The 21,740-nt window shown below is 45.9% G+C and carries 16 protein-coding genes; 15 read left to right on the top strand and 1 reads right to left on the bottom strand.

Going from position 1 to position 21,740, the window contains the following annotated elements:
• Window positions 1-125 precede the first annotated feature (125 nt).
• The 15 genes from recG (at window position 126) to PYS60_RS06290 (ending at window position 19,734) form a co-directional block, all read left to right on the top strand.
• Window positions 126-2,399 carry an ATP-dependent DNA helicase RecG gene (gene recG, locus PYS60_RS06360; RefSeq protein ID WP_315568577.1) on the top strand — a complete coding sequence of 758 codons (2,274 nt, stop codon included), beginning with the start codon at window positions 126-128 and terminating at the stop codon, window positions 2,397-2,399.
• Complete coding sequence (gene rsmD / locus PYS60_RS06355; protein ID WP_315568575.1) at window positions 2,339-3,025, top strand: 16S rRNA (guanine(966)-N(2))-methyltransferase RsmD; 687 nt, start codon at window positions 2,339-2,341, stop codon at window positions 3,023-3,025. Before recG ends, rsmD begins: the two co-directional genes overlap by 61 nt.
• A gap of 113 nt (window positions 3,026-3,138) precedes the next feature.
• On the top strand, window positions 3,139-3,657 hold the full coding sequence (gene coaD / locus PYS60_RS06350) for a pantetheine-phosphate adenylyltransferase (RefSeq protein WP_315568573.1): 519 nt from the start codon (window positions 3,139-3,141) through the stop codon (window positions 3,655-3,657).
• 262 nt (window positions 3,658-3,919) lie between these two features.
• Complete coding sequence (locus PYS60_RS06345; RefSeq protein ID WP_315568571.1) at window positions 3,920-5,236, top strand: substrate-binding domain-containing protein; 1,317 nt, start codon at window positions 3,920-3,922, stop codon at window positions 5,234-5,236.
• Window positions 5,237-5,340: 104 nt separating this feature from the next.
• Window positions 5,341-6,864, top strand: a complete 1,524-nt coding sequence (locus PYS60_RS06340; RefSeq protein WP_315568569.1) for a sugar ABC transporter ATP-binding protein — start codon at window positions 5,341-5,343, stop codon at window positions 6,862-6,864.
• Window positions 6,865-6,882: 18 nt separating this feature from the next.
• Window positions 6,883-8,532 (top strand): ABC transporter permease subunit, encoded by a 1,650-nt coding sequence (locus PYS60_RS06335; RefSeq protein ID WP_315568568.1) that lies wholly within the window; start codon window positions 6,883-6,885, stop codon window positions 8,530-8,532.
• Between the two features lie 252 nt (window positions 8,533-8,784).
• A complete protein-coding gene (locus PYS60_RS06330; protein ID WP_315568566.1) occupies window positions 8,785-9,303 on the top strand; it encodes a hypothetical protein in 519 nt (172 codons plus the stop codon).
• A gap of 129 nt (window positions 9,304-9,432) precedes the next feature.
• Window positions 9,433-10,635: a D-alanine--D-alanine ligase family protein gene (locus PYS60_RS06325; RefSeq protein ID WP_315568564.1), complete on the top strand. Its 1,203-nt coding sequence runs from the start codon at window positions 9,433-9,435 to the stop codon at window positions 10,633-10,635.
• 1 nt (window position 10,636) lies between these two features.
• Window positions 10,637-11,551: a DUF1934 domain-containing protein gene (locus tag PYS60_RS06320; protein WP_315568562.1), complete on the top strand. Its 915-nt coding sequence runs from the start codon at window positions 10,637-10,639 to the stop codon at window positions 11,549-11,551.
• Between the two features lie 147 nt (window positions 11,552-11,698).
• On the top strand, window positions 11,699-12,958 hold the full coding sequence (locus tag PYS60_RS06315) for an ATP-binding protein (RefSeq protein ID WP_315568561.1): 1,260 nt from the start codon (window positions 11,699-11,701) through the stop codon (window positions 12,956-12,958).
• A gap of 262 nt (window positions 12,959-13,220) precedes the next feature.
• Window positions 13,221-13,415 carry a 50S ribosomal protein L32 gene (gene rpmF / locus PYS60_RS06310; protein ID WP_315568560.1) on the top strand — a complete coding sequence of 65 codons (195 nt, stop codon included), beginning with the start codon at window positions 13,221-13,223 and terminating at the stop codon, window positions 13,413-13,415.
• 188 nt (window positions 13,416-13,603) lie between these two features.
• Window positions 13,604-14,929 (top strand): ribosome biogenesis GTPase Der, encoded by a 1,326-nt coding sequence (gene der / locus PYS60_RS06305; protein ID WP_315568559.1) that lies wholly within the window; start codon window positions 13,604-13,606, stop codon window positions 14,927-14,929.
• 152 nt (window positions 14,930-15,081) lie between these two features.
• A complete protein-coding gene (gene typA, locus PYS60_RS06300) occupies window positions 15,082-16,926 on the top strand; it encodes a translational GTPase TypA (RefSeq protein WP_315568557.1) in 1,845 nt (614 codons plus the stop codon).
• A gap of 48 nt (window positions 16,927-16,974) precedes the next feature.
• The gene (mltG, locus tag PYS60_RS06295) at window positions 16,975-18,297 is read left to right on the top strand and encodes an endolytic transglycosylase MltG (protein WP_315568555.1); all 1,323 of its coding nucleotides are present in this window, start codon (window positions 16,975-16,977) and stop codon (window positions 18,295-18,297) included.
• A gap of 15 nt (window positions 18,298-18,312) precedes the next feature.
• Window positions 18,313-19,734 (top strand): peptidase U32 family protein, encoded by a 1,422-nt coding sequence (locus tag PYS60_RS06290; protein ID WP_315568554.1) that lies wholly within the window; start codon window positions 18,313-18,315, stop codon window positions 19,732-19,734.
• A gap of 92 nt (window positions 19,735-19,826) precedes the next feature.
• Here the strand turns inward: PYS60_RS06290 and PYS60_RS06285 are convergent, their stop codons facing one another.
• On the bottom strand, window positions 19,827-21,689 hold the full coding sequence (locus tag PYS60_RS06285; RefSeq protein ID WP_315568552.1) for a type II CAAX endopeptidase family protein: 1,863 nt from the start codon (window positions 21,687-21,689) through the stop codon (window positions 19,827-19,829).
• Window positions 21,690-21,740: the final 51 nt, after the last annotated feature.

Below are 21,740 nucleotides of genomic sequence, written 5' to 3'. Positions count from 1 at the left end.
TCGATTTTCGCCGGCAACTGAGACTAAGAAAGGGACGAGCCGGGCAGGCTCGGCCCTTTCTTTGCGTTTTTGCGCCCGGGACTTTAATTTGTCAGCAGTAGGACAAACAAGTTAAAATAGCAAATATGGATGAGCATCTGCAAAAAAGTCAATATTTAGAAAATAACGGTTTAAGTAGTGAGCTGGCTCGACCTGTAACTTCCCTTCCCGGTATAAGTCAGGCAAGGATGAAACAGCTGGCCCGCCTAGATATCTATACTGTTTGGGACCTTTTACGCTTTTTTCCACGCGCTTACGAGGACTGGCAGAGCAATTTGACGGAAACGGGCGAAGCGATGGCGGACGGCTCGGAACAGGTAATAGTCGGTAAATTGTGTCAACCTTTGAGAGTCCAATATAAGGGCCGATTAAGCTATATTCGCAGTCAAATCGCTGATGCCGGCGGCAAAATCGCCGTAGTCTGGTTCAACCAACCATGGTTACAGAACAAATTGAACTTACAGGAAACTTATGTTTTTCGCGGTAAAGTTAAACTTAACGGCAACAGTCTGTGCCTGCAAAGCCCTAAAATTCAGCCTTATCAAGGACCTGTGCCGCAGACGGCGGCAGCAGCTGAAATGTCGGACAGCGTGGAAAGTGCGGTCGATTTACAGGAAACGGCCGATGCGATTAAAGAACCGCTCAGACCGGTGTGTACGCAAACGAGTGAAACGCTTAAAGCCGATGTGGCCAATCGACCGCTGTACAGCCTGACTTCCGGTTTGGCGCAGATAACGATGCAAAAACTGCTGGAACGGGTCTTGCAGGAAAAAATAAATTATTTACCCGAATGCTTGCCGTTAAATTTGTGTCAACGTTATAAATTGGCAGACAGTCATTTCGCCTATCGTCAAATCCATTTCCCGAGCTCGCCGGAAAACTTGCTGCGGGCGAAAAAACGTTTAGCTTTTACAGAATTACTGTTATTGCAGCTGGCTTTACATACTTTGGGCAAAAAGTCGGAAGCGAAAGCGGCGCAGCAGGTAGAATTACAAGCGGCGGACTTAAAGAAAATTCAAGAATTTATCGCGCATCTGCCTTTCACTTTGACGGTGGGGCAAAATCAGGCGTGGCAAACGGTTATCAAGGATTTGGCGCAGGCGCAAGGTGTCAGTCGACTGCTGCAGGGTGATACGGGCTCCGGTAAAACAATTGTCGCCGTGATCGCCATGTTCGCCTGTCAACTTCAAGGGAAACAGGCGGTTTTGATGGCTCCGACCCAAATTTTGGCCACGCAACATTATGCTACGGTCAAGCAATTGTTGGCCGGCTATGTGGCGGAGGCTGAGATTGCCCTGGCGACGGGTAATTTGACCGCTAAGCAGAAAAGAGAACTGGCGGCCGGGATAAATAGCGGCGCCGTGAAAATTGTTATCGGGACCCACGCTTTACTTAATGAAAATTATATTTGGCAGGACTTGGCTTTGGCCGTTACGGATGAACAGCACCGTTTCGGCGTTAATCAGCGCTTGCGCTTTTTGCAGAGCAAAGATAAGGTCCCGCATCTTTTAGTTATGTCCGCTACGCCGATTCCCCGTTCTTTGGCTTTGGTACTTTACGGCGATTTGCAGGTTTCATGTATTACGGAACGCCCGGCTGAGAGACTGAAGGTTCTGACTTATATGGCAAATTACAGCAAATTAGGCAAAATTTATGATTATTTGCGGGCGATGATCGCGCAGGAAAATCAGGTTTATTGGATTTGTCCGCTGGTTGAAGCGCAGGAAGAAAGCGGCGATTTGATGGCGGCAGTCAATCGGCAGGCGGAATTGCAACGCCTTTTCCCGCATTTAATGATCGGTCTCGTGCACGGTAAAATGAAAGAAAAAGATAAAGCGCAGGTCATGCAGGATTTTTATCAGGGAAAGATTCAGGTGCTGGTTGCCACGACTGTCGTGGAAGTTGGGGTGGACAATCCGGCGGCCAATCTTATAGTAATTGAAAATGCTGAACGTTTCGGCTTGGCGCAGTTACATCAATTGCGCGGTCGGGTGGGACGCGGAGACAAACAGGCTATCTGCATTTTATTGAGCGAACAGGCGACGACAGCTGCGAAAAATGCTAATACTACAGCTTATCAACGCTTGTTAACTTTATGTGAAAGCGATGACGGCTTTTACCTGGCCAACAAAGATTTGGAGTTAAGAGGTCCGGGTGATTTCTTCGGTGTCAGACAGCACGGTTTGCCGGAATTTAAGGTGGCAAATTTATATCAGGACAAAGAACTGATTGCTGCAACTCAAGCGGCGGCGCTGGAAATTCTGCAGCAGGATCCGGCACTCAGTTTGCCGGAGAATCAATGCCTGAAAAGGGCGATTGCCTGGTATTACCCGGATTTACAGGGAAATATAGTTTTATAGGTGAGGTGCGTATGCGTGTAGTCAGCGGTAAAGCGAAGGGAACGAAATTAGTTGCGCCTAAGAGCGAAAGGACGCGCCCGACTTTAGATAAAACGAAAGAGGCGTTATTCAGTGTTCTGTTGCATATGGCGCCGGATATGTTTGGCAGCGGTCAAGGTCGCTGTCTGGATTTATGTGCCGGCAGCGGGCAAGTGGGAATTGAAGCTTTGAGCCGGAATATGTATCAGGCTGTATTTGTGGAGAAAGATGCTGCCGCCTTGGCGGTAATTAAAGAAAATCTGCAAAAAACCCATTTGACGCAGGCAGCGCAGGTAGTCGGTGTTACGGTCGGGCGTTTCTTTAAAATGCGGCAAGCAACCTCGGCTCAGGCTCAGGTTCAGGTTCAGGTTCAAACCGGGCAAGCTGAGATACCGGAATTATTCGATTTTATTTATTGTGATCCTCCGTATAGATTAGCGGCGGAAATTAATGCCGCCGTTCTGGCTCACGCATCCTTAATATTGCGGCAAGGCGGAGTTCTGGTACTGGAACAGGCGGCAGAAGTGGCAGCATTGCCTGCAACAGCGCCGTTATGTTTGGTGAAAGAACAGGTTTACGGTCGGACCCGTTTATGTTTTTATCGCTGAATTTCCGCTTGTCTGTCTGTTTGCTCGTCGCTGCGTCAGTTTGCCAATTGCCGGCCGAAAAAGTACAATGAAAACATTGTGTTTACAGGAAGTTGAGTGATACATAAATATATATGGAAAATCAAGAAAAAAAGCCGAAAATTTGGCTGTATCCCGGGAGCTTCGATCCCTTTACATTAGGTCATTTGAGTATTGTCGAACAGGCGTACAGACAAGCTGATCAGGTGGTTATAACAATATTACAGCATCCTTTGAAACGGACCTTATTCACCGTGGAAGAACGTCTGCAGATGGTACGTGCGAGCGTCCGGCATCTTCCGGGTGTTATTGTCGTGGCGGATAATTGCCTGTTGGTGGATCTGTATAGAAAATTTCAGGCGACGGCGATCGTCCGCGGTGTCCGCAATTTTCGCGATTGGGAATATGAGCGGGATTATGCTTTGGCGAATCAGAATTTTCTTTCCTCCTGTCAATTCGTTTATCTTGCCGCACCGGCAACTTTGACTTATGTCAGTTCTTCTTTGGTCCGGGAATTGCTGCTGTATGACAAGAACATTGATAATTTACTGGCTCCGGCCGTAGCGCCGCTGTTATTACAATATTGGCAAAATCATCGTCGGCAGCAGAGCTGACGGGCCGGTCCGCACCGGAAAAATATCTTTTTTCAAATGCTCGGGAGTTTTGCTTTTTTTCGCTTGCAAAATTTGGTTTTGGTACTATTGTGCAAATTTTACAGTAAACTATTTGTGCAAATGTCATAAAAAGGTGCTTTTTAAGGGACTTTAATTGTGAAAAATGTTGCAAAATGCCTTTACAAACGGTAAAATGTGTTTTAGAAAGTCGCTGAGATAAACGGCGATTTCGCTAACGTATTAATTACAAGGAGAACACTTTATGAAGAAGTTAATGGCATTAGCCTTAAGCTCGGTTATGGTATTAGGTTTAGCAGCCTGCGGCCAGAAGACGGAGAAGAAGCCTGCAACAAATGCAACGACCGGAAAAGTCGCAAGCACCAAGGCGGCAGAATCAAAGAAGCCGGAAAATAAGGAAACAGGTAAGAATAGTGCCAAACCGCTGGTTTGGTGGAATCGTCAACCTTCCAACAGCTCTACCGGCGAATTGGACAAAGAAGCTTTGAACTTCAACAAAAATACGCGTTACGTCGGTTTCGATGCTAATCAGGGTGCTGAACTGCAAGGCGAAATGATTAAGAAATACATCGAGAAAAATATTGAAAAAATCGATCGTAACAAAGATGGCGTAATCGGTTATGTTCTGGCTATCGGCGATGTCGGTCATAACGACTCCGTTGCTCGTACAAGAGGTGTTCGTAAGGCCTTGGGTACTGCAGTTGAAAAAGACGGTCAAATCGTCAGCGATCCGGCCGGTACAAATACAGACGGTTCTTCCAAAGTCGTTAAAGACGGTGAATTGGAAATCGGCGGTAAAAAGTATAAAGTCCGTGAATTGGCTTCACAGGAAATGAAGACTTCCGCCGGTGCTACATGGGATGCACCGACAGCCGGTAACGCTATCAGCACTTGGTCCGCTTCTTTCGGCGATCAAATTGATGTTATCGCTTCCAACAATGACGGTATGGGTATGGCTATGTTCAACGCCTGGTCCAACGAAAAGAAAGTTCCGACTTTCGGTTATGACGCCAACCAGGATGCTGTTGAAGCTATCAAAGCCGGTTACGGCGGAACAATCAGCCAACATGCTGACGTTCAAGCTTATTTGACATTACGTGTTCTGCGTAACGCTTTGGACGGTGTCGATATGAAGACAGGTATTGACGACAAAGACGATGCCGGTAACGTTTTGAGTAAAGACGTTTTCAAATATGTTGAAAAAGATAAGTCCTACTACGCTTTGAATGTTGCAGTTACAGCTGAAAACTACAAAGATTATTTGGATTCCACCAAGACATACGCTCCTGTTTCCAAGCAATTGGACGAAGCTAAACATCCGAAGAAAAAGATTTGGTTGAATTCTTACAATTCCGCTGATAACTTCTTAGGTTCAACTTACCTGCCTTTGTTGAAGAAATATCAGAAGTTGTTGAATTTGGATGTTGACTATGTTGACGGTGACGGTCAGAACGAATCGACAATTACCAACAGATTGGGTGATCCTTCAGCTTATGACGGATTTGCAGTTAATATGGTTAAGACTGATAATGCTGCTTCCTATACTCAATTACTGAAGTAATAAGTAGGTATTGATGATGTAAGAGTCAACGGGGATTAGAGGCGGTGCTTCTAATCCCCGATTTTTAGAAGCAGTCCGTGGGGCTTAGAAATCAGAGGTAAAACATGACAACAATAAACGCTCCGGTTATTTTGTCAATCAAAGGAATGAGTAAAACTTTCGGGCGCAATCGTGTTCTGGACAAGATCAATCTTAATGTCAGAAAAGGTACGGTCATGGGCCTGATGGGTGAAAACGGCGCCGGTAAGTCAACGATGATGAAATGCTTGTTCGGAACTTATCACAAAGATGAGGGTGAAATTGATTTAGAGGGAGAAACTATTAATTTTACCGGTCCGAAAGAGGCTTTGGAAAACGGTATAGCGATGGTGCATCAGGAACTTAACCAGTGCCTGGATCGCAATGTCGTGGATAATTTGTTTTTGGGACGTTATCCGATTAACAAATTGGGCGTAGTCGATCAAACTTTAATGAAACGGAAAGCGGCGGAGATTTTCCGCAGTCTCGATATGACGGTCGATTTGACGCAGCCGATGCGCAAAATGTCGGTTTCACAAAGGCAAATGTGTGAAATTGTCAAAGCTATTTCTTATAACGCCAAAGTGATTGTTCTCGATGAACCTACTTCGTCTTTAACAGTCCAGGAAGTGGAAAAGTTATTCAAAATGATGCGTAAATTGCGGGAACAGGGAATAGCTTTTATCTATATTTCCCACAAAATGGATGAAATCTTTGAAATTTGCGATGAGATTTCCGTTTTGCGCGACGGCCATTTGGTTATGACCAAAGCTGCTGCAGACACGAATATGAATGAATTGATCGCCGCCATGGTCGGTCGTTCGCTGGAGAATCGTTTTCCGCCTGTCGATAATAAACCGGGAGAACCGATTTTACGAGTAGAGAATTTGTCGACGAAGTACGCGCCGCGCTTGCAGGATATCAGCTTTGAAGTGAAAAAAGGCGAGATATTCGGGCTTTACGGCCTGGTCGGAGCCGGCAGAACGGAATTGCTGGAGACGATATTCGGAATTCGGACCAGAGCATGCGGTCGTGTTTATTTCAAAGATCGCCTGATGAACTTCAATACGCCGAAAGAAGCGATGGAGAACGGATTTGCTCTGATTACGGAGGAACGTAAGGCTAACGGCTTATTCTTGAAAGGCGATTTGACTTTCAACACTACTATCGCCAATTTACCTCAATATAAAAGCGGACCGATTCTGTCGGACAGCAAGATGATTAAAGCCACCAATAAGCAAATTAAAGTTATGCGCACCAAATGTATGGGCCATGCCGACTTGATTTCCAGTTTGTCCGGCGGCAATCAGCAAAAGGTTATTTTCGGTAAATGGTTGGAGCGTGAACCTAAGATTTTCATGATGGATGAGCCGACGCGCGGTATTGATGTCGGTGCCAAGTATGAAATCTATGAACTTATTATTCAGATGGCCAAGCAGGGTAATACGATTATTGTTGTTTCCTCGGAAATGCCGGAAATTCTCGGTATTACCAACCGCATCGGGGTTATGTCCAACGGTCGGCTGGCGGGTATCGTCGAAACGAAAAAAACCAATCAGGAAGAACTTCTCAGGTTAAGTGCGAAGTATTTAATGCGCGAGGGCGTGTGAGATAAAAGGGAGTATAACATGGAGAACAAATTCATCTTAACAAAAGAGGAAGAGCAAAAACTGTATGAGCCTATAGCGCAATATATCGGCAAAATTCAGGAGCAGTTGGATGACTTGCGGCGTGAAGGTACGGACGAAGTAGTCTTTTTTCAAAGCAAAATTGATGCGATTAAAAGGGATAAGAGCTTGAAAGGTGAAGAAAAAGCCAATCAGCTGCAGTTGAATCGTTCCGAACTGGACAGAGCTTTGAAAGTGGAGGAGAAGAATCAACCTTTAGTCGATAAGTTGATTAAAGACGGTGAAGCTTATCTGAAAGAGCACTATGGCCAGGATTACTTGCGGCAGGTCAAGCAGGCGGTGGTAGCCGAAAAAGTGCAGGAAATTAAAGACTATGCCGTGATTTTGCAAAAATTGCAACAGGAGCATAAGGAAAATCTGAGCAAGTTGCAGGATGCCCGGGAAATTAAAGATGAAAAATATGTTTATAAAAACCGGCTTTTCGATGCCAAATTGCAGCATGAGAAAAACTTGCAGAATTTTAAGGACCGTCTGCACGATGCCTATACCAATAAATTTCACTTGTTGGATTTAATGCGCATGTCCCGCTTTACCGTGGCGCAGACTTTGGAGCAAAAATGGACAAACTACTGCTATAACTTCAATATGAAGCGTTTCTTATTGCAAAACGGTTTGTATTTAGCAATTTTGCTTGTCTTCATCGCTCTGAGTATTGTGACGCCGATTGTGAAAAATACGCAATTATTGACATTTAATAACGTGTTGAATATTTTCCAACAGGCCTCACCGCGGATGTTCCTCGCTTTAGGCGTTGCGGGTTTGATTTTGCTGACAGGTACCGATTTGTCCATCGGGCGTATGGTCGGTATGTGTATGACTGCGGCCACTATCGTTATGCATAAGGGCATAAATACCGGTAAAGTTTTCGGTTATATTTTCGATTTTACGGCTATGCCGCTAGCTGCCAGAGTTATTTTAGCCTTAGTAGTTTGTGTGGTGCTGTGTACGGTGTTTACGGCTATTGCCGGTTTCTTTACCGCTAAGTTCCAGATGCACCCGTTTATTTCAACTATGGCGAATATGCTGGTAATTTTCGGTATCGTAACTTATGCGACCAAAGGCGTGTCTTTCGGTGCGATCGAGTCGGATATTCCTAAATGGATTATTCCGAAGGTCAACGGTTTCCCGACCATTATTTTGTGGGCTGTTGCAGCCATAATTATTGTTTGGTTCATCTGGAATAAGACGATTTTCGGTAAAAATCTGTACGCTGTCGGCGGTAATCCCGAGGCTGCGGCAGTTTCCGGTATTTCGGTTTTCGCTGTTACTATGGGAGCCTTCGTGCTTGCCGGTATCTTATACGGTTTCGGTTCCTGGTTGGAGTGTGCTCGTATGGTCGGTTCCGGTTCGGCAGCTTACGGTCAAGGTTGGGAAATGGACGCGATTGCCGCCTGCGTGGTCGGCGGTGTTTCGTTTACCGGCGGTGTCGGTAAGATTTCGGGCGTTGTAGTCGGTGTCGTAATTTTCACGGCTTTAACTTACGCTTTGACTATTTTGGGTATTGATACCAACTTACAGTTCGTTTTCTCCGGTATTATCATCATGACAGCGGTAACGCTCGATTGCTTGAAGTATATCCGTAAGAAGTAATAAACAAGGCTTTTAAGCGGGCAGGCGGTGCTTACGGGTGCCGCCTGTTTTTTGCGCTTTTTTATATAAGTCGGGCGGCGGAGATGAGGAAAAATTGGCGAATTTACCTGCGGCAGGCGAAAAGCGCTCCAACTTTTCACTTCCCGGGCAGAATGTTCCGCTTAATCTTCACAAATTGCTATAAATGCTCTAAAATAAAAGAACGGTTTTGCATATAAGCAAGACAGAATGCAATTAATATTGGTGGAGATTATGGCTGAACAATTTTTTGACAATATGAGCGACGAAGAGATGATTGATCAACCTATACAGGATGAGAATTCAATTTACAGTTTGTTGAACAGAATGGAGCTTATGGTACAGAGCGCGAAAACTTTACCTTTGTCTACCAGCATAGTGCTGAATCGTGAGAACTTACTGACATTAATTGCAGCATTACAGGAGCAGTTGCCGGATGCCATTAAGCAGGCACATTATATAGTTCAGGAACAGAATTCAATTATGAAGGAAGCGAAACAGGCCGCCAATGACTACATCAGAAGAGCGGAACTGAAAGCGGCAACTTTGATTGATGAGAACAAGATAACCCAGGAAGCGCAGGAGAAAGCGCAGGAAATTGTCAATAAGGCCAAAACGCACGCCGATGAATTGCACGATTATTCCGTCAGCTATGTTGAAGGTCTGCTGACCAACGTCGAGAATAATTTCAAGGACGTGCTGGAGGTTATCAGGCATAACAAAGAAGAATTGAGCAAGTGGGACCGCGGTTGATTCCCTGTGCTTCAAAATCAAGCGGTCATTCGACCGCTTTTTTATTAATATTGTAAAACGACGAATAAAACGACGAAAACCGGCGCCGTCTGGAATTTCAGGCAGGACCAGGAAAGGATGCACTTACTTATGCGAAAGAGCAGGTTAACAACGGATTTCTATGAATTCGGCGGCAAATCGCCGCTTTACGGCCGTAATTTTACCTATGAGCCGGAAAAATTTAAGGGCAAGCACGTTTTGCTGTTTTTCGGCGGCAAATCCACCGAACATTTAGTTTCCTGCCGCTCGGCGCTCTTTATTGCGCGTACTTTAAGCAAAATGCCGCTAAAATTGTCGCTTGTCGGTATTACCGTGAACGGTGATTTTTTGCCTTATCCTTTTGACGGTGAACATTTGGACAGCGAGAATTGGGTCAAAGAAGCGGAAGAATATGGCAAAAGCAGGAATGTGCCGTCTGCACCGATCAGCAGCCCGGCGGCTTTTCTCAGCAGTTTAACTGTAGACGGAAGCAAGCCGGATATTTTGTTCCCCGTTTTACACGGTATTAATTGCGAAGACGGTGCCATTCAGGGCCTATTCAAAATGGCCGATATTCCTTTTGTCGGGTCGGGTGTTTTAGCTTCAGCTTGCGGTATGGACAAAATTGCCGCCAAGACCATTTTACAGCATTATAAAATTCCGGTAGTACCGTGGTTCCGTTTGTCCCGTCGCGTGTGGCAAATGAATAACGAGGATGCGTGTATCGACATTTTGGAGAAATTGCCTTTTCCGCTTTTTGTCAAGCCGGCTAACGGCGGCTCTTCCGTCGGCGCCGGGAAAGCGAACAATCTTTCATCCTTGAATCAGGCGATTGCCGCAGCAGCCGAACTGGATAGTGAAATTCTGATTGAACGGCAATTAAGAGTTAGAGAATTGGAGTGCGGTGTTTTGGGTAATTTCCCGAATTATCTCGCCTCTCCGGTCGGGGAAATTATTGTGAAAAAGCCCAACTCTTTTTATGACTATCAGACCAAATATTTTTCGGAGCAGGGCACGGAAACTTGTATTCCGGCGACAATTACGACGCTTATGACCCGCCAAATTCACGAATTGGCCCTGGAAGTCTGTAATATTTTACAAATCAGCGGCTTGGCTCGGGTCGACTTTTTCTTTGACCGTGATGCCCGCAAGATTTACTTTAACGAAATCAATACCATGCCCGGCTTTACTGAAATCAGTCTTTATCCTCAAGTTTTTGCCGCCGGCGGCTTTGATGCGACCGAGTTGTGCGGGCGCTTGTTGTATTTAGCTTTAGCTGAACATGAAGAAAGGTCCAGACGGGAAACGATTTGATATGAAGAAAAAAACTTCGACAGCCGTAGAAGCGGCAAAAGAAATTGTTCGACGTAATATTTCCGCCAAGCAGCGGGCGGCGGAGTACTTGCAGCTGCTTTCGCCGGCTGAAGTGCAGGCGTTGCAGGAGACGGGCGAGCTTGCAGCAGATGCGGCCGATTTTTCTAAGCAGTCGGCTCGAGTTTCAAATCAAGCTCAAGCTGCAGACCGAGCTTCAGAGCAGGATGCCGGACGTCGCCGCTTGGAGTGCGCTTTATTGGAACGGGTTGACTTGAATCCTCCGGGAACAAGAGAACTTTTGCATAATCGTTCGGAAAAAAATCAAACTCTCGGCAGTGAGATGCTTTATCGGACGGCGATGGAAAATGCCGATTTAATGGCAGACGGTTCCGAGGTTGCCGATTGGCTTCGAGCTAAACCGCTTAAATCTGCGACTTGGGCAGCTAAGCCCGGTAAACAGAGTTTTTCGGTCAAGGTTTACATGCTTTCACGGCATAGTCAGGACAAGGCGGATTTGGCGGCGGACGATGTGGCGCAGGATCGCTTGTGCAGCCTGGGCGTCTGGTCTTTTGACGGAGGTAATATTTATAAATTACGTTGGAAAGAGTTGAGTGATCCGGCTCTTTACAGCACCTATACCGAATTGGTGTACAATGCGTCCGAAAAATCTCTGAATCTTAATCGTAGCGGGAACTTCGGGATGAATTTGGAGTTTCGCATCGGCAAAACTTTCAAGAGCGAGTATCATACGCCTTACGGAGATGTGCCGATGATTACCACTACCGATAAAATGGAGGCGGATTTAAGCTCGCCGCAGGAAGGCTATGTAAATTTAGCCTATTTCTTGAGCAACGATAATATGAGCGGTCATTACGTGACAATTAATATTAATTACTGTATTGACGAGAGAAAGTGACGCTTATAATCTGCTGCCTGTAAGCTTCTTTGCAACGCTCTTTTAATTTGCGTTGCAAAATGAGACGCAAATTGCAACGCAAGCGTTTGCGTTGCACGGCAATAGGTCGGATGCCGTAATTGTAATATTTAATTTGGCGGTATTTGTATGAAATTAAGAGAAACAAGCAGCGTGGAATTAAAGGCCGATATAACTGACAGCTTTCTTAAAACAGTTTCGGCTTTTGCCAATTATCGGGGTGGAACAATCTATTTCGGTATAAGTGATGATGGTGAAATCATCGGCTTGAATAATATTGATAAAAAGGCAATTTCCATTGAGAATAGGATAAATGACACAATAAGTCCCGTTCCCCAATTTTCCCTTAATATTTTGCCTGACAGTACAATTCGCCTGACTGTTTTAAGCGGTTCGGAAACACCTTATTATTACAAAGGTCAGGCCTATAAACGTGCGGCAACAGCAAGTGTGCCGGTAGACAGGCAGGAACTGAATCGCTTGATTTTGCGCGGTTCCAATATTAACTTTGAAGAGTTGGCGTCAAGTAGGCAGGATTTACATTTCCATTATCTGGAGCAGGAGCTGAAGCGAGAATTGGGTATCAGCGAATTGAACGGCGATATATTGCGCACGCTTAACCTTTACAATGCTGAAACTAAATTTAATAAAGCGGCCCGATTATTAGCTGATGAAAACGGTTTGGTTTTAATTGATTTAGCAAAATTCGGGGATTCCATTGACGTTATACAAGCAAGGTTGCGTTTGGAAAATATGTCTATTCTCGAAGCTTATGCGGAAGCAACGGCTTTTTTCCGTAAATTTTATTGCTATGAAGAAATTGCCGGAATTAAAAGAGAACGGCGGGAAAGAGTGCCCGAGCTCAGCTTTCGTGAGGCTTTAGCCAATGCTCTGGTGCATAGAGCGTGGGATGTAGACGCGCCGATTAATGTGGCTATGTATGCGGACAGAATTGAAATTACCTCGCTGGGCGGATTGCCGGCAGGCTTAACGGCGGATGATTACTTGAATCGGCAGATTTCAGCGTTATCTAATCCTATTTTAGCCAATGTGTTTTTTCGCTTGGGATATATTGAGCAATTCGGCACCGGTATCCGGCGGATTAATCAGAGTTACCGAAACAGTATAACTAAACCCGATTATTCGGTCGGAACGGAAGCAATAACGGTAATTCTGCCGCTTTTTACTGCCTCTGTAGACAATCTCAGCCCGGAGGAAGAGAAAGTTTATGCATTTATTCAAAGAAAAACTTCTGCCAATCGCAGTGAAATAGAAAGCGCTTGTGCTTTGAGTCGCGCCAAAACTTTGCGGGTCTTGAATACGCTTATAAATAAGGGGATAATTAAACGCAGCGGTGACAGCCGAAAAACGCATTATCTGCTTCGATAATCTGCTGCCTGTAAGCTTCTTTGCAACGCTCTTTTAATTTGCGTTGCAAAATGAGACGCAAATTGCAACGCAAGCGTTTGCGTTGCACGGCAATAGGTCGGACAGCGGTGCACAGCGGCAATGTAGGCAAACCGTTACAAATCGGTCTTAAATCAGTTACAAAGCGGCAGCAAAACTAATACAGAACTATTGACAGGTGAAAAAATAGGCGTTATGCTTACTTAGCTTGTCTTATTAAGAAGACAAAACGGAGGTGTCGAAGATGGCAGTACCTAAGAGAAGATGGTCAAAAGAGCGCTCTCGTCGTTCTCGTTCTAACTGGAAGCTAGTAGCACCGGCTTTAGTTGAGTGCACAAGCTGTCATGAACTTCGCTTGGCGCACAGACCTTGTCAGGCTTGCGGCTTATACAGAGGTCGTCAAGTTATTGAAGTTGAAACAGCTGCAACAGCAGAATAAGCGCAGGTGTTTTGATCAGGGCTAAACCGGTAGCAATTGTTATATAGGTCTAACGAGATTGAAGACAAAATTGTTTACCGCGGGTTTGCAGCCGGCTTAAAGAACAGCGAACGATTATTTCGCTGTTTTTTTATTATGAAAAATAGTAAAGTAACTTTAGAAAAGCATTGGAGAAAGCAGGTGAAAATATGAGTACGGTTATAGCGGTAGTAGGGCGCCCCAACGTCGGCAAAAGCTCTTTGTTTAATTATTTAGCCGGAAAGAAAATGGCGATTGTAGACGATCGCCCCGGAGTTACGCGTGATCGCTTGTATACTAAATTTACCTGGTTGGATCGGGAGCTGGCACTGGTTGATACCGGCGGCATTGAGCCTTACAGCGACGATTTAATATTGAGTCAAATGCGGCAACAGGCGGAACTGGCGATTGAAACTGCCGATATTATTTTGTTTATGGTGGATGCCAAGTGCGGCCTTCAGGCTGCCGATCAGGATATTGCCGAGTTTTTGCACAGAAGCGGCAAACGGGTGGTAATTGCCGTTAATAAATGTGACAATCCCGGTACTGTACCGCCGGAAGTTTACGATTTTTATCAACTGGGATTTGGAGAAGTTTTCCCCATTTCAGCGGCGCACGGCTTGGGTATCGGCGATATGCTGGATGCAATATGTCATGATTTGCCGCTTGCAGATGAATTTGCTGCAGATTCTGAAGTTATTAAAGTGGCCTTAATCGGCAAGCCTAATGTCGGCAAGAGCTCGTTGCTTAATTGCTTGTGCGGCGAGAAGCGGGCCATTGTTTCGGATATCGCCGGGACAACGAGAGATGCTTTGGAAACTTCGGTGAAATACGGGGATCAGGAATACTTGTTTATTGATACGGCTGGGATGCGGCGCAAAAGTAAAATTGACGATGCTATTGAGCGTTATTCCGTAGTCCGGGCAGTCAGCGGGATTGAAAAAGCGGACGTCTGTTTGATTATGATGGATGCTTTGAGCGGACCTTTGGAACAGGATACAAAGATTGCCGGTTTAGCTTTGGAAGCAGGTAAGGCTTGCATTCTGCTGGTGAATAAGTGGGATTTGGCGAAAGACAACAATTTGCGTCAGGGAGAATACGTAAAACAATTACAAACTAAATTCAGTTTTATGCCCTGGGCCCCGATTATTTTTCTCTCGGCCAAGACGGCTTTGCATGTGGCTGATTTGTACACTTTGATTAATCAGGTTTATCAGGCGGCTTCCCGCAGAATTGCTACAGGCCTGTTGAACGACGTAATCGGTGAAGCGCAGGCGATGATGCAGGCGCCTTCATATAAAGGTCGGCATCTTAAAATTCAATATGCTACCCAAGTTTCCGTTTTGCCGCCGAAATTCGTTTTCTTTGTTAATGACAGGAATTTATTGCATTTCAGCTATGAGCGTTATTTGGAAAATCAGATTCGACAACACTTCGATTTTGCCGGGACGCCGATTTATTTCCTTTTGCGGGAAAAACGCAAGCAGGACGGTTGAGCTTATTGATATACGGCCGGTTTACAAATATTTAATACCAATGTAGCGTGCAGGTGCTAGACTGAACGATTAGTAAACCGACACAACGGATATATGTGATAGTTGGAATTTTACAGAGTAGAGATAGAAGAGAAGAAGAGACAGAAAACAGTATGAAAGAAACAAGACAGGAAAATTTAAGAAATATTGCTATTATTGCGCACGTCGACCACGGTAAAACCACCCTGGTTGATGCGATGCTGAAACAGTCGGGAAGTTTCCGGGATAATGAAACCGTTAATAATTGCGTGATGGATTCCAACGACTTGGAGCGGGAACGCGGAATTACTATTTTGGCCAAAAATACGGCTATTCAATACGGCAAGACGAGAATTAATATCGTCGATACTCCGGGGCATGCCGATTTCAGCGGCGAAGTGGAACGGATTATGCAAATGGTCGATGCGGTTATTTTGATTGTCGACGCTTTCGAAGGACCTATGCCGCAGACCCGTTTCGTTCTGTCCAAGGCGATGAATTTGGGCTTACCGGCTTTGGTAGTTATTAATAAATGCGATAGACCGGGCGCGGAACCGAAAAGAGCTTTGGATGAAGTTTACGAGCTGTTTATGAATTTGGATGCTACGGACAAACAGTTGGACTTCCCGGTAGTTTATGCTTCCGGTCGGGATGGCGTTGCCGCTTTTACAGCCGAAGAAATTATCAAAGGCGAAGCGAAAAATATTTTGCCGCTGCTTGATACCATTGTGGAGAAATTGCCCTCGCCGCAGGGTGATCCTAACCTGCCGGCCCAAGTTTTAGTTTCCAACGTTGAAGCCAATCCTTATTTGGGACGACTGGCAATCGGTAAAATTGATCGCGGTACTTTGAAACTCGGGCAGGAGATTGCCGTGGCGCGTTTCGGCGAAGACACTGTCCGCAAGGCGCGCTTGAACAAGATTATGCGTTTCGAGGCTTTGAAAGAAGTGGAAGTGCCGGAGGCTGCAGCAGGTGAGATTGTCTGTTTGGCCGGTATCGAGAATATCAACATCGGTGATACGGTTTGCGCTGTCGACAAAGTTGAGCCGCTGCCGTTTGTGGCGATTGAAGAGCCGACGATTGCGATGAATTTCATGGTTAACGACAGTCCGTTTGCCGGCCAGGACGGTAAGTATTTGATGAGCCGCCACTTGTCCGCCCGCTTGGAAAAAGAGATGGAAAAAAATGTGGCGATGCGTCTGGAATATACAGATTCTCCCGACCGCTTTATCGTCAAGGGCAGAGGCGAACTGTCCATGTCCATTTTGATTGAAACGATGAGACGTGAAGGTTACGAATTCCAAGTCGGTAAACCGGAAGTAATTTTGAAAAAGACGCCGGACGGCAAAGTTCTGGAACCTATGGAAGATTTGTACATTGATGTGCCGGATGAATTTGTCGGTGCGGTTATTCAGAAAATCGGTGAACGTAAAGGCGAATTGAAGGATATGCATCCGATTCAGGACGGTTACACCCGTATGACTTTCCATATTTCTTCCCGGGCCTTAATCGGTTATCGTTCGGAATTTTTAACCGATACTCGCGGTAACGGTGTAATGAATACTTTGATTAGCGGCTTTGAACCGTGGAAGGGCGAGATAGAAACGCGTAAGCACGGCGTAATTGTCGCATGGGAGACAGGTGAAGCTGTAACTTACGGCCTGTACAATGCGCAGGAGCGGGGTGTGCTCTTTATCGATGCCGGTGTGCAGGTTTATGAGGGCGAAATTGTCGGTAAAACACCCAAGCCCGGAGATGTGGTGGTGAACGTCTGTAAGAAAAAACACGTTACCAATATGCGTGCCGCCGGCTCCGACGACGCTTTGCGTTTGACGGGACGGATGGACTTAAGTCTGGAGCAATGTCTGGAATTAATCAATGACGATGAATTGGTGGAAGTTACCCCCTTACACATTCGTTTACGGAAAAAGATTTTAAGTACGGATTTGCGAGCGAAACAAAGAGCGAAGAAGCAATAAAAAGCGGAGCAAAGAACGCTGCTTGAGTTTGCAGGAAAGGATAACAACATGATTTCGCGTAAAATAAGGACGACTATAAGTGGGATTGCGGTAGTTTGTGTATTGTTGCTGGCAATCGTTTTGGGCTTGGTTTTCGGTTATCGTGTTGTGCTGCGCCAAAAGGCCCGTTACGATTATATGCAACAAATTGCCGCGCAGCAGGAGCTTATTCAGGACGTTGTCAATGAAGAGTACTCCAAACAATTGAAGGCGGAGAAGAAAGACAAGCCGGCCGCGCAGCAAAATGCTGCTCAGACGCGGGAACAAATGCAGGCGCAGAATAAAATCAAAGCGGAAAGGTGTCTGCAGCGCCTGGCAGCCTGGAAAAAAGAGAAGCATATTCCTTTGAATTACAGTGCTCCGATTCCGGGAGAAAAGAATTTACAGGCGGTTTTTATTGACTTCGGTGATGCGACTAAGAATATTGCACAAAAACTGGAAGCAGCCGGCCTGATTAAGAGTAAAACCGTTTTTCAGCTCTTGTCCAAGTTAAACGGCTTCGACGGCAATTATCAATATGGTACGCACTATTTACGCCCTAATATGGGGTATGACGAGTTGATGTTCACGTTGACTTTGAAGCCCAATCGGGCGTTGGTGGTTATCCCCGAAGGCAGTACCTATATTGATATTAAGAATATTTTGCGTCGTGCCGGTATCAGCTTCGATGAGGCCAGACTGGACAGTTTGATGAACTCCCCTGAACTGTTCGAGCGCTATGAATTTTTATCCGAAATCAAGCGTACCCCCGGACGTAATTTCCTTTTGGACGGCTATCTTTTCCCCGATTCTTATTATTTTGACTACAATGCGTCGGAGGAGTCGATTTTGGCGACAATGCTGAATAATACCCGCTACAAGTTGCTTGACCAGTATTATGAGCGGGCTAAGGCTCTTAACATGACTATGGATGAAGTAATTATTTTAGCCAGTATTATTCAGAAGGAATCTTCAATTTCCCGCGAAATGTATAAAGTCAGTCGGGTTTTCAGCAATCGTATGAGTAGGAATATGAATCTGGAATCTTGCGCCAGCATTAATTATTTGCGGCAACAGGAAGGTTTACCGCCGGTTTTCCTGGTGAAAGATAAAGATTTGAATCGGGAATCTCCTTATAATACGTACAAAAATCCCGGTTTAACCCCAGGTCCTATTTGTAATCCCGGCGCTGAAGCTATTTCCGCCGCACTTTATCCCGATACGCAGCCTGAGAGCCGGAATTATCTCTTTTTCTGTGCCGCCGGCAAAGACGGACGCAACGTGTTCGCCAATACGTTTGAGGAACACAAGGCTAATATTGCGAAATATTTGGCACCTTTAGAGGGTAATTAAGCTATAACGGGTAGGATGAACGAGGTGAATATGCCGCAACATTCAGGTGCATGGCGGGGAAAAATCGAGCTGTTGGCGCCGGCCGGCAGTATGGAAAAATTAAAAGCGGCGGTGCTTTACGGCGCCGACGCTGTTTATATGGCAGGTCAGGCTTTCGGCTTGCGGGCTTTCAGTAAAAATTTTACAGCTGAGGAAATGTTTGAGGCGCGGCGTTATTGTACGGACAAGGGCGTTCATCTTTATATTACCTGCAATATTATGGCGCATCCGGATCATATGGCGGAATTGGATGATTATATTCAATTTTTGCGGCAATTGCGGCCTGACGGCGTGATTATTTCCGATCCGGGAGTCTTTTTGCGTTTCAGTCAGACGGCACCGGAATTGGTCAAACATATTTCCACCCAAGCGTCAGTGACTAATGCGCAAGGTTGTCTGTTCTGGCAGGCCAACGGGGCGAAACGAATTGTTTTGGCGCGGGAATTGTCTTTGCGTGATATTCGGGCTATTTCGGCAGTTGTGCCGCCGGATTTGGAATTGGAAGCTTTTGTGCACGGGGCGATGTGTATGGCTTATTCCGGGCGCTGCCTTTTATCCAATATGTTGACGGGGCGGGGAGCCAATCAGGGTGAATGCGCCCAGATTTGCCGTTGGGAATATAAGCTGATTGAACGTAAAAGATTGCGCAAAGCCCTGGAAGAGGGCAAGAATGTCGAGGATAATTACCAATTTTCTCTGGAAGAAGATAATCACGGTACATATTTACTCTCAAGTAAAGACTTATGTATGATTGAACATATCCCGGATTTGGTAGATGCCGGTGTTACCAGTTTCAAAATTGAAGGACGCATGAAAGGTGCGTATTATGTTGCCATGACGATTCGGGCTTATCGTCTGGCGCTGGATGCTTATTTAGCCGATCCGGAAAATTATCATTTTGATCCGGCGTGGAAAAAGGAATTGCTGCAAATGACGCACCGGGAATACGGTACGGGCTTTTATTATGATAAGGTGCAGGATAATGCGCAGGTAGCTGAAAATGCCGCTTATCAGAAAGAGGCGACAATCGCCGGTATTGTTCTGGGAGATTATCGGCAGCAGGGCGACTATTTACCGCTGAAGCAATATATTATCGACAGTAAACAGTTAGGTAAACGCAAACAGCGGGAGCTGGAGAAAAGCGGGGCGCAAACGACTGCCGTTTTACCGGCAGGCCGCTATGTGGCCGTCGAGGAACGCAATTTTGTCGATAAGGGTGACGAACTGGAGATTATTGTTCCGCACGGAGATATTTTGTCTTATAAGGTAACTGAACTTTATGATGCCAACGGTTTGGCCGTGGCGCGGATCAATCAGGCACAGGCGAAATTTTATTTGCCTTTACCGGAAGCTTTCCCTGTATTGACAGCCGGAACTTTTATTCGCAAAAAAGATTAAGCGGCGGCGCTATAAGTTGCCGTAACTTCTTCGGCGCAGTTATTACCGGATTTACCGGATTTGCCGGATGCCCCACCCGGGAAGCCTGAATTTTAGAGGAATTTCCAATAAATTAAGTAGTTGAGCCAGAGCAGCAGATAGGCGACAAGCAACTTGTAATCCGGCTTGCACTTGCTCAAACTTTCCCATAATTCTCCTTTTTGTCGCTTATAAGCTATATTGGCGCTGAAACGTAACCAAAGCGCTTTTTTCTCGTTTTTCTCGCCGGCAATTTGGCGTATTTGCGGGGCAATTCGCGGCATGAGATGTGATAAATAATAGAGGATACCGCTGCTGACGGCGATAATTAAAAGGTCAACCAGCAGCATCGCCTGTGCGGAAGAGTACGTAGGAATATTGCGCGTTACCGAGAAAGGTAGCGCTTGCCGCAGGAACAAAATGAAAGTGCGGGTTAGAATATTCAAAACGATAATAACGTAAATATTGTCGCAAACGGTCCGGAAAAAGAGGAGAAAGGCGAAGAAGAGCGCCAGGGTAATAAAATCCGGTTCAGCGACATAAAGCGGCACCCAGGCGGCCGTCGCCAGAATAATTGCAGTTTTGAGCGAGAAAGTGCGGCGCAGACAGGTGAACAGAAAACCGGCGAAAAAGATACTTTCCAAAGTCCCGGCGATGAGACAGTTGCTGAGAAAAATTAAAATCAAGCTTTGCAAATTACCGGCACTTTTAATCAAAAAAGGTATTTCTGTAATATTGCGTTTCCACGGCAGAAAGAGATTGAGTACCAGTAAGCGGTTGACAGCGTTGAGCAGACAGGCTGCGGTTAAGGCGATTAAAGGTAGGAAAAAACGGATTGCCGGCACGTTTATCTTTTGTCCGCTGACGGCATTGCGCCATTCCGGCGCGAGATTATGCCGGTGCAGAAAGATTAAAAGCGGCAGGATGATGACAGTCAGCGAACGATACATGGATAAGAGGACATAGCCTGAAAGTTGAGTTTTGTAGATGTTCAGGAAGCTGCCGGGTAAGAGATTCCAAAAGATAAAGGCCGGCAGGAGACAGGCAGTCATTGTCAGCAGCAGCGCGCTGTATTGGTGTTCGGAGTTGTTTGTATGTTCCTTGATATTTCGGAAAACAGCGGCGGCCAAATTGTCCCAAGCTTTCTGCCATTTCCCGTTAGCGGCAGGTTTGTCGACTTTTTTGGCTTGCTGTTCATTGACAAATAAGAGTAAATCGGCCTGAGCTTGGGCGAAAATCCGTTGTTTAGTTTGCTGTTGCTGTAATTCGGCTGCACCTTTTTCGCTTTTCGCTTTTTTCCCCGGCTTCGGCTGTTGCATATACGGCTGTAAAAATTTACAGGCTGCCGCTTTGTCCAGATGCTTGACGATCGTAGCGTCGGCGGTGGAGTTATCATGTTTAGCTGCGGAATTCGTTAAAAAATCGAGGCCGGATTGAAAAAGCGGCAGCGGTGCCGTCGCAGATTGTTCGCCGTTGATGTTCAGCGCCGTTTCGGCTGTCGCATCAGCTGTCGTTGGCAAAATGTTTGCCTTGAAATCGCCGGTATTTTCGGCATTGCGGCTGATTGTTACGGAAGGTGAAAGTCGAGGCGCAGTTTCCTGCAAGGTGCTGTTTACTATGGTATTTTTGATATCTGCAGCTGCACTTACAGCATCGGCGCCGGAACTTGCCCGGAATGAAGCCGGTTCGACCGGCTGCTCCTGTACTTGCTTTGGCATTTGTTCTTGAACGGCGGGCACACTGTCTGTTGCAGCTTCATTTTTCCGTCCCTGCAATTCAGCGATAACAGCCTGCGTTAAGGCCCGGATTTGTGCTTGCGCGGCAGCAGTGGATCGAGCTTCTCTCTCTGCCGCTTTATAATTGGTGCAAGTTGCTGTCGGCAGTAAAAGCTCGGTCGGTTTATTCGGCTTATTCGGTACATTCTTGTGTTTTTTCATACTCTAATTATACAGATAATTCAGCATAAGGGGAAAGGTAAAATTTCCGCC

This window comes from Amygdalobacter indicium, assembly GCF_029101545.1.
Classification (GTDB): Bacteria; Bacillota; Clostridia; order Saccharofermentanales; family Fastidiosipilaceae; genus Amygdalobacter; species Amygdalobacter indicium.
Note: the sequence above shows the minus strand (reverse complement) of the source record. Positions and strands in the feature narration are given on the sequence as shown.

Bases quoted from the DNA above. Each gene is read 5' to 3' on its own strand.
- PYS60_RS06325 (WP_315568564.1), top strand. From the start codon at position 9,433: ATGCGAAAGAGCAGGTTAACAACGGATTTCTATGAATTCGGCGGCAAA.
- typA (WP_315568557.1), top strand. From the start codon at position 15,082: ATGAAAGAAACAAGACAGGAAAATTTAAGAAATATTGCTATTATTGCG.
- coaD (WP_315568573.1), top strand. From the start codon at position 3,139: ATGGAAAATCAAGAAAAAAAGCCGAAAATTTGGCTGTATCCCGGGAGC.
- PYS60_RS06340 (WP_315568569.1), top strand. From the start codon at position 5,341: ATGACAACAATAAACGCTCCGGTTATTTTGTCAATCAAAGGAATGAGT.
- PYS60_RS06285 (WP_315568552.1), bottom strand. From the start codon at position 21,689: ATGAAAAAACACAAGAATGTACCGAATAAGCCGAATAAACCGACCGAG.
- mltG (WP_315568555.1), top strand. From the start codon at position 16,975: ATGATTTCGCGTAAAATAAGGACGACTATAAGTGGGATTGCGGTAGTT.
- rpmF (WP_315568560.1), top strand. From the start codon at position 13,221: ATGGCAGTACCTAAGAGAAGATGGTCAAAAGAGCGCTCTCGTCGTTCT.
- PYS60_RS06315 (WP_315568561.1), top strand. From the start codon at position 11,699: ATGAAATTAAGAGAAACAAGCAGCGTGGAATTAAAGGCCGATATAACT.
- PYS60_RS06330 (WP_315568566.1), top strand. From the start codon at position 8,785: ATGGCTGAACAATTTTTTGACAATATGAGCGACGAAGAGATGATTGAT.
- PYS60_RS06335 (WP_315568568.1), top strand. From the start codon at position 6,883: ATGGAGAACAAATTCATCTTAACAAAAGAGGAAGAGCAAAAACTGTAT.
- recG (WP_315568577.1), top strand. From the start codon at position 126: ATGGATGAGCATCTGCAAAAAAGTCAATATTTAGAAAATAACGGTTTA.
- PYS60_RS06345 (WP_315568571.1), top strand. From the start codon at position 3,920: ATGAAGAAGTTAATGGCATTAGCCTTAAGCTCGGTTATGGTATTAGGT.
- der (WP_315568559.1), top strand. From the start codon at position 13,604: ATGAGTACGGTTATAGCGGTAGTAGGGCGCCCCAACGTCGGCAAAAGC.
- rsmD (WP_315568575.1), top strand. From the start codon at position 2,339: ATGCCTGAAAAGGGCGATTGCCTGGTATTACCCGGATTTACAGGGAAA.
- PYS60_RS06320 (WP_315568562.1), top strand. From the start codon at position 10,637: ATGAAGAAAAAAACTTCGACAGCCGTAGAAGCGGCAAAAGAAATTGTT.
- PYS60_RS06290 (WP_315568554.1), top strand. From the start codon at position 18,313: ATGAACGAGGTGAATATGCCGCAACATTCAGGTGCATGGCGGGGAAAA.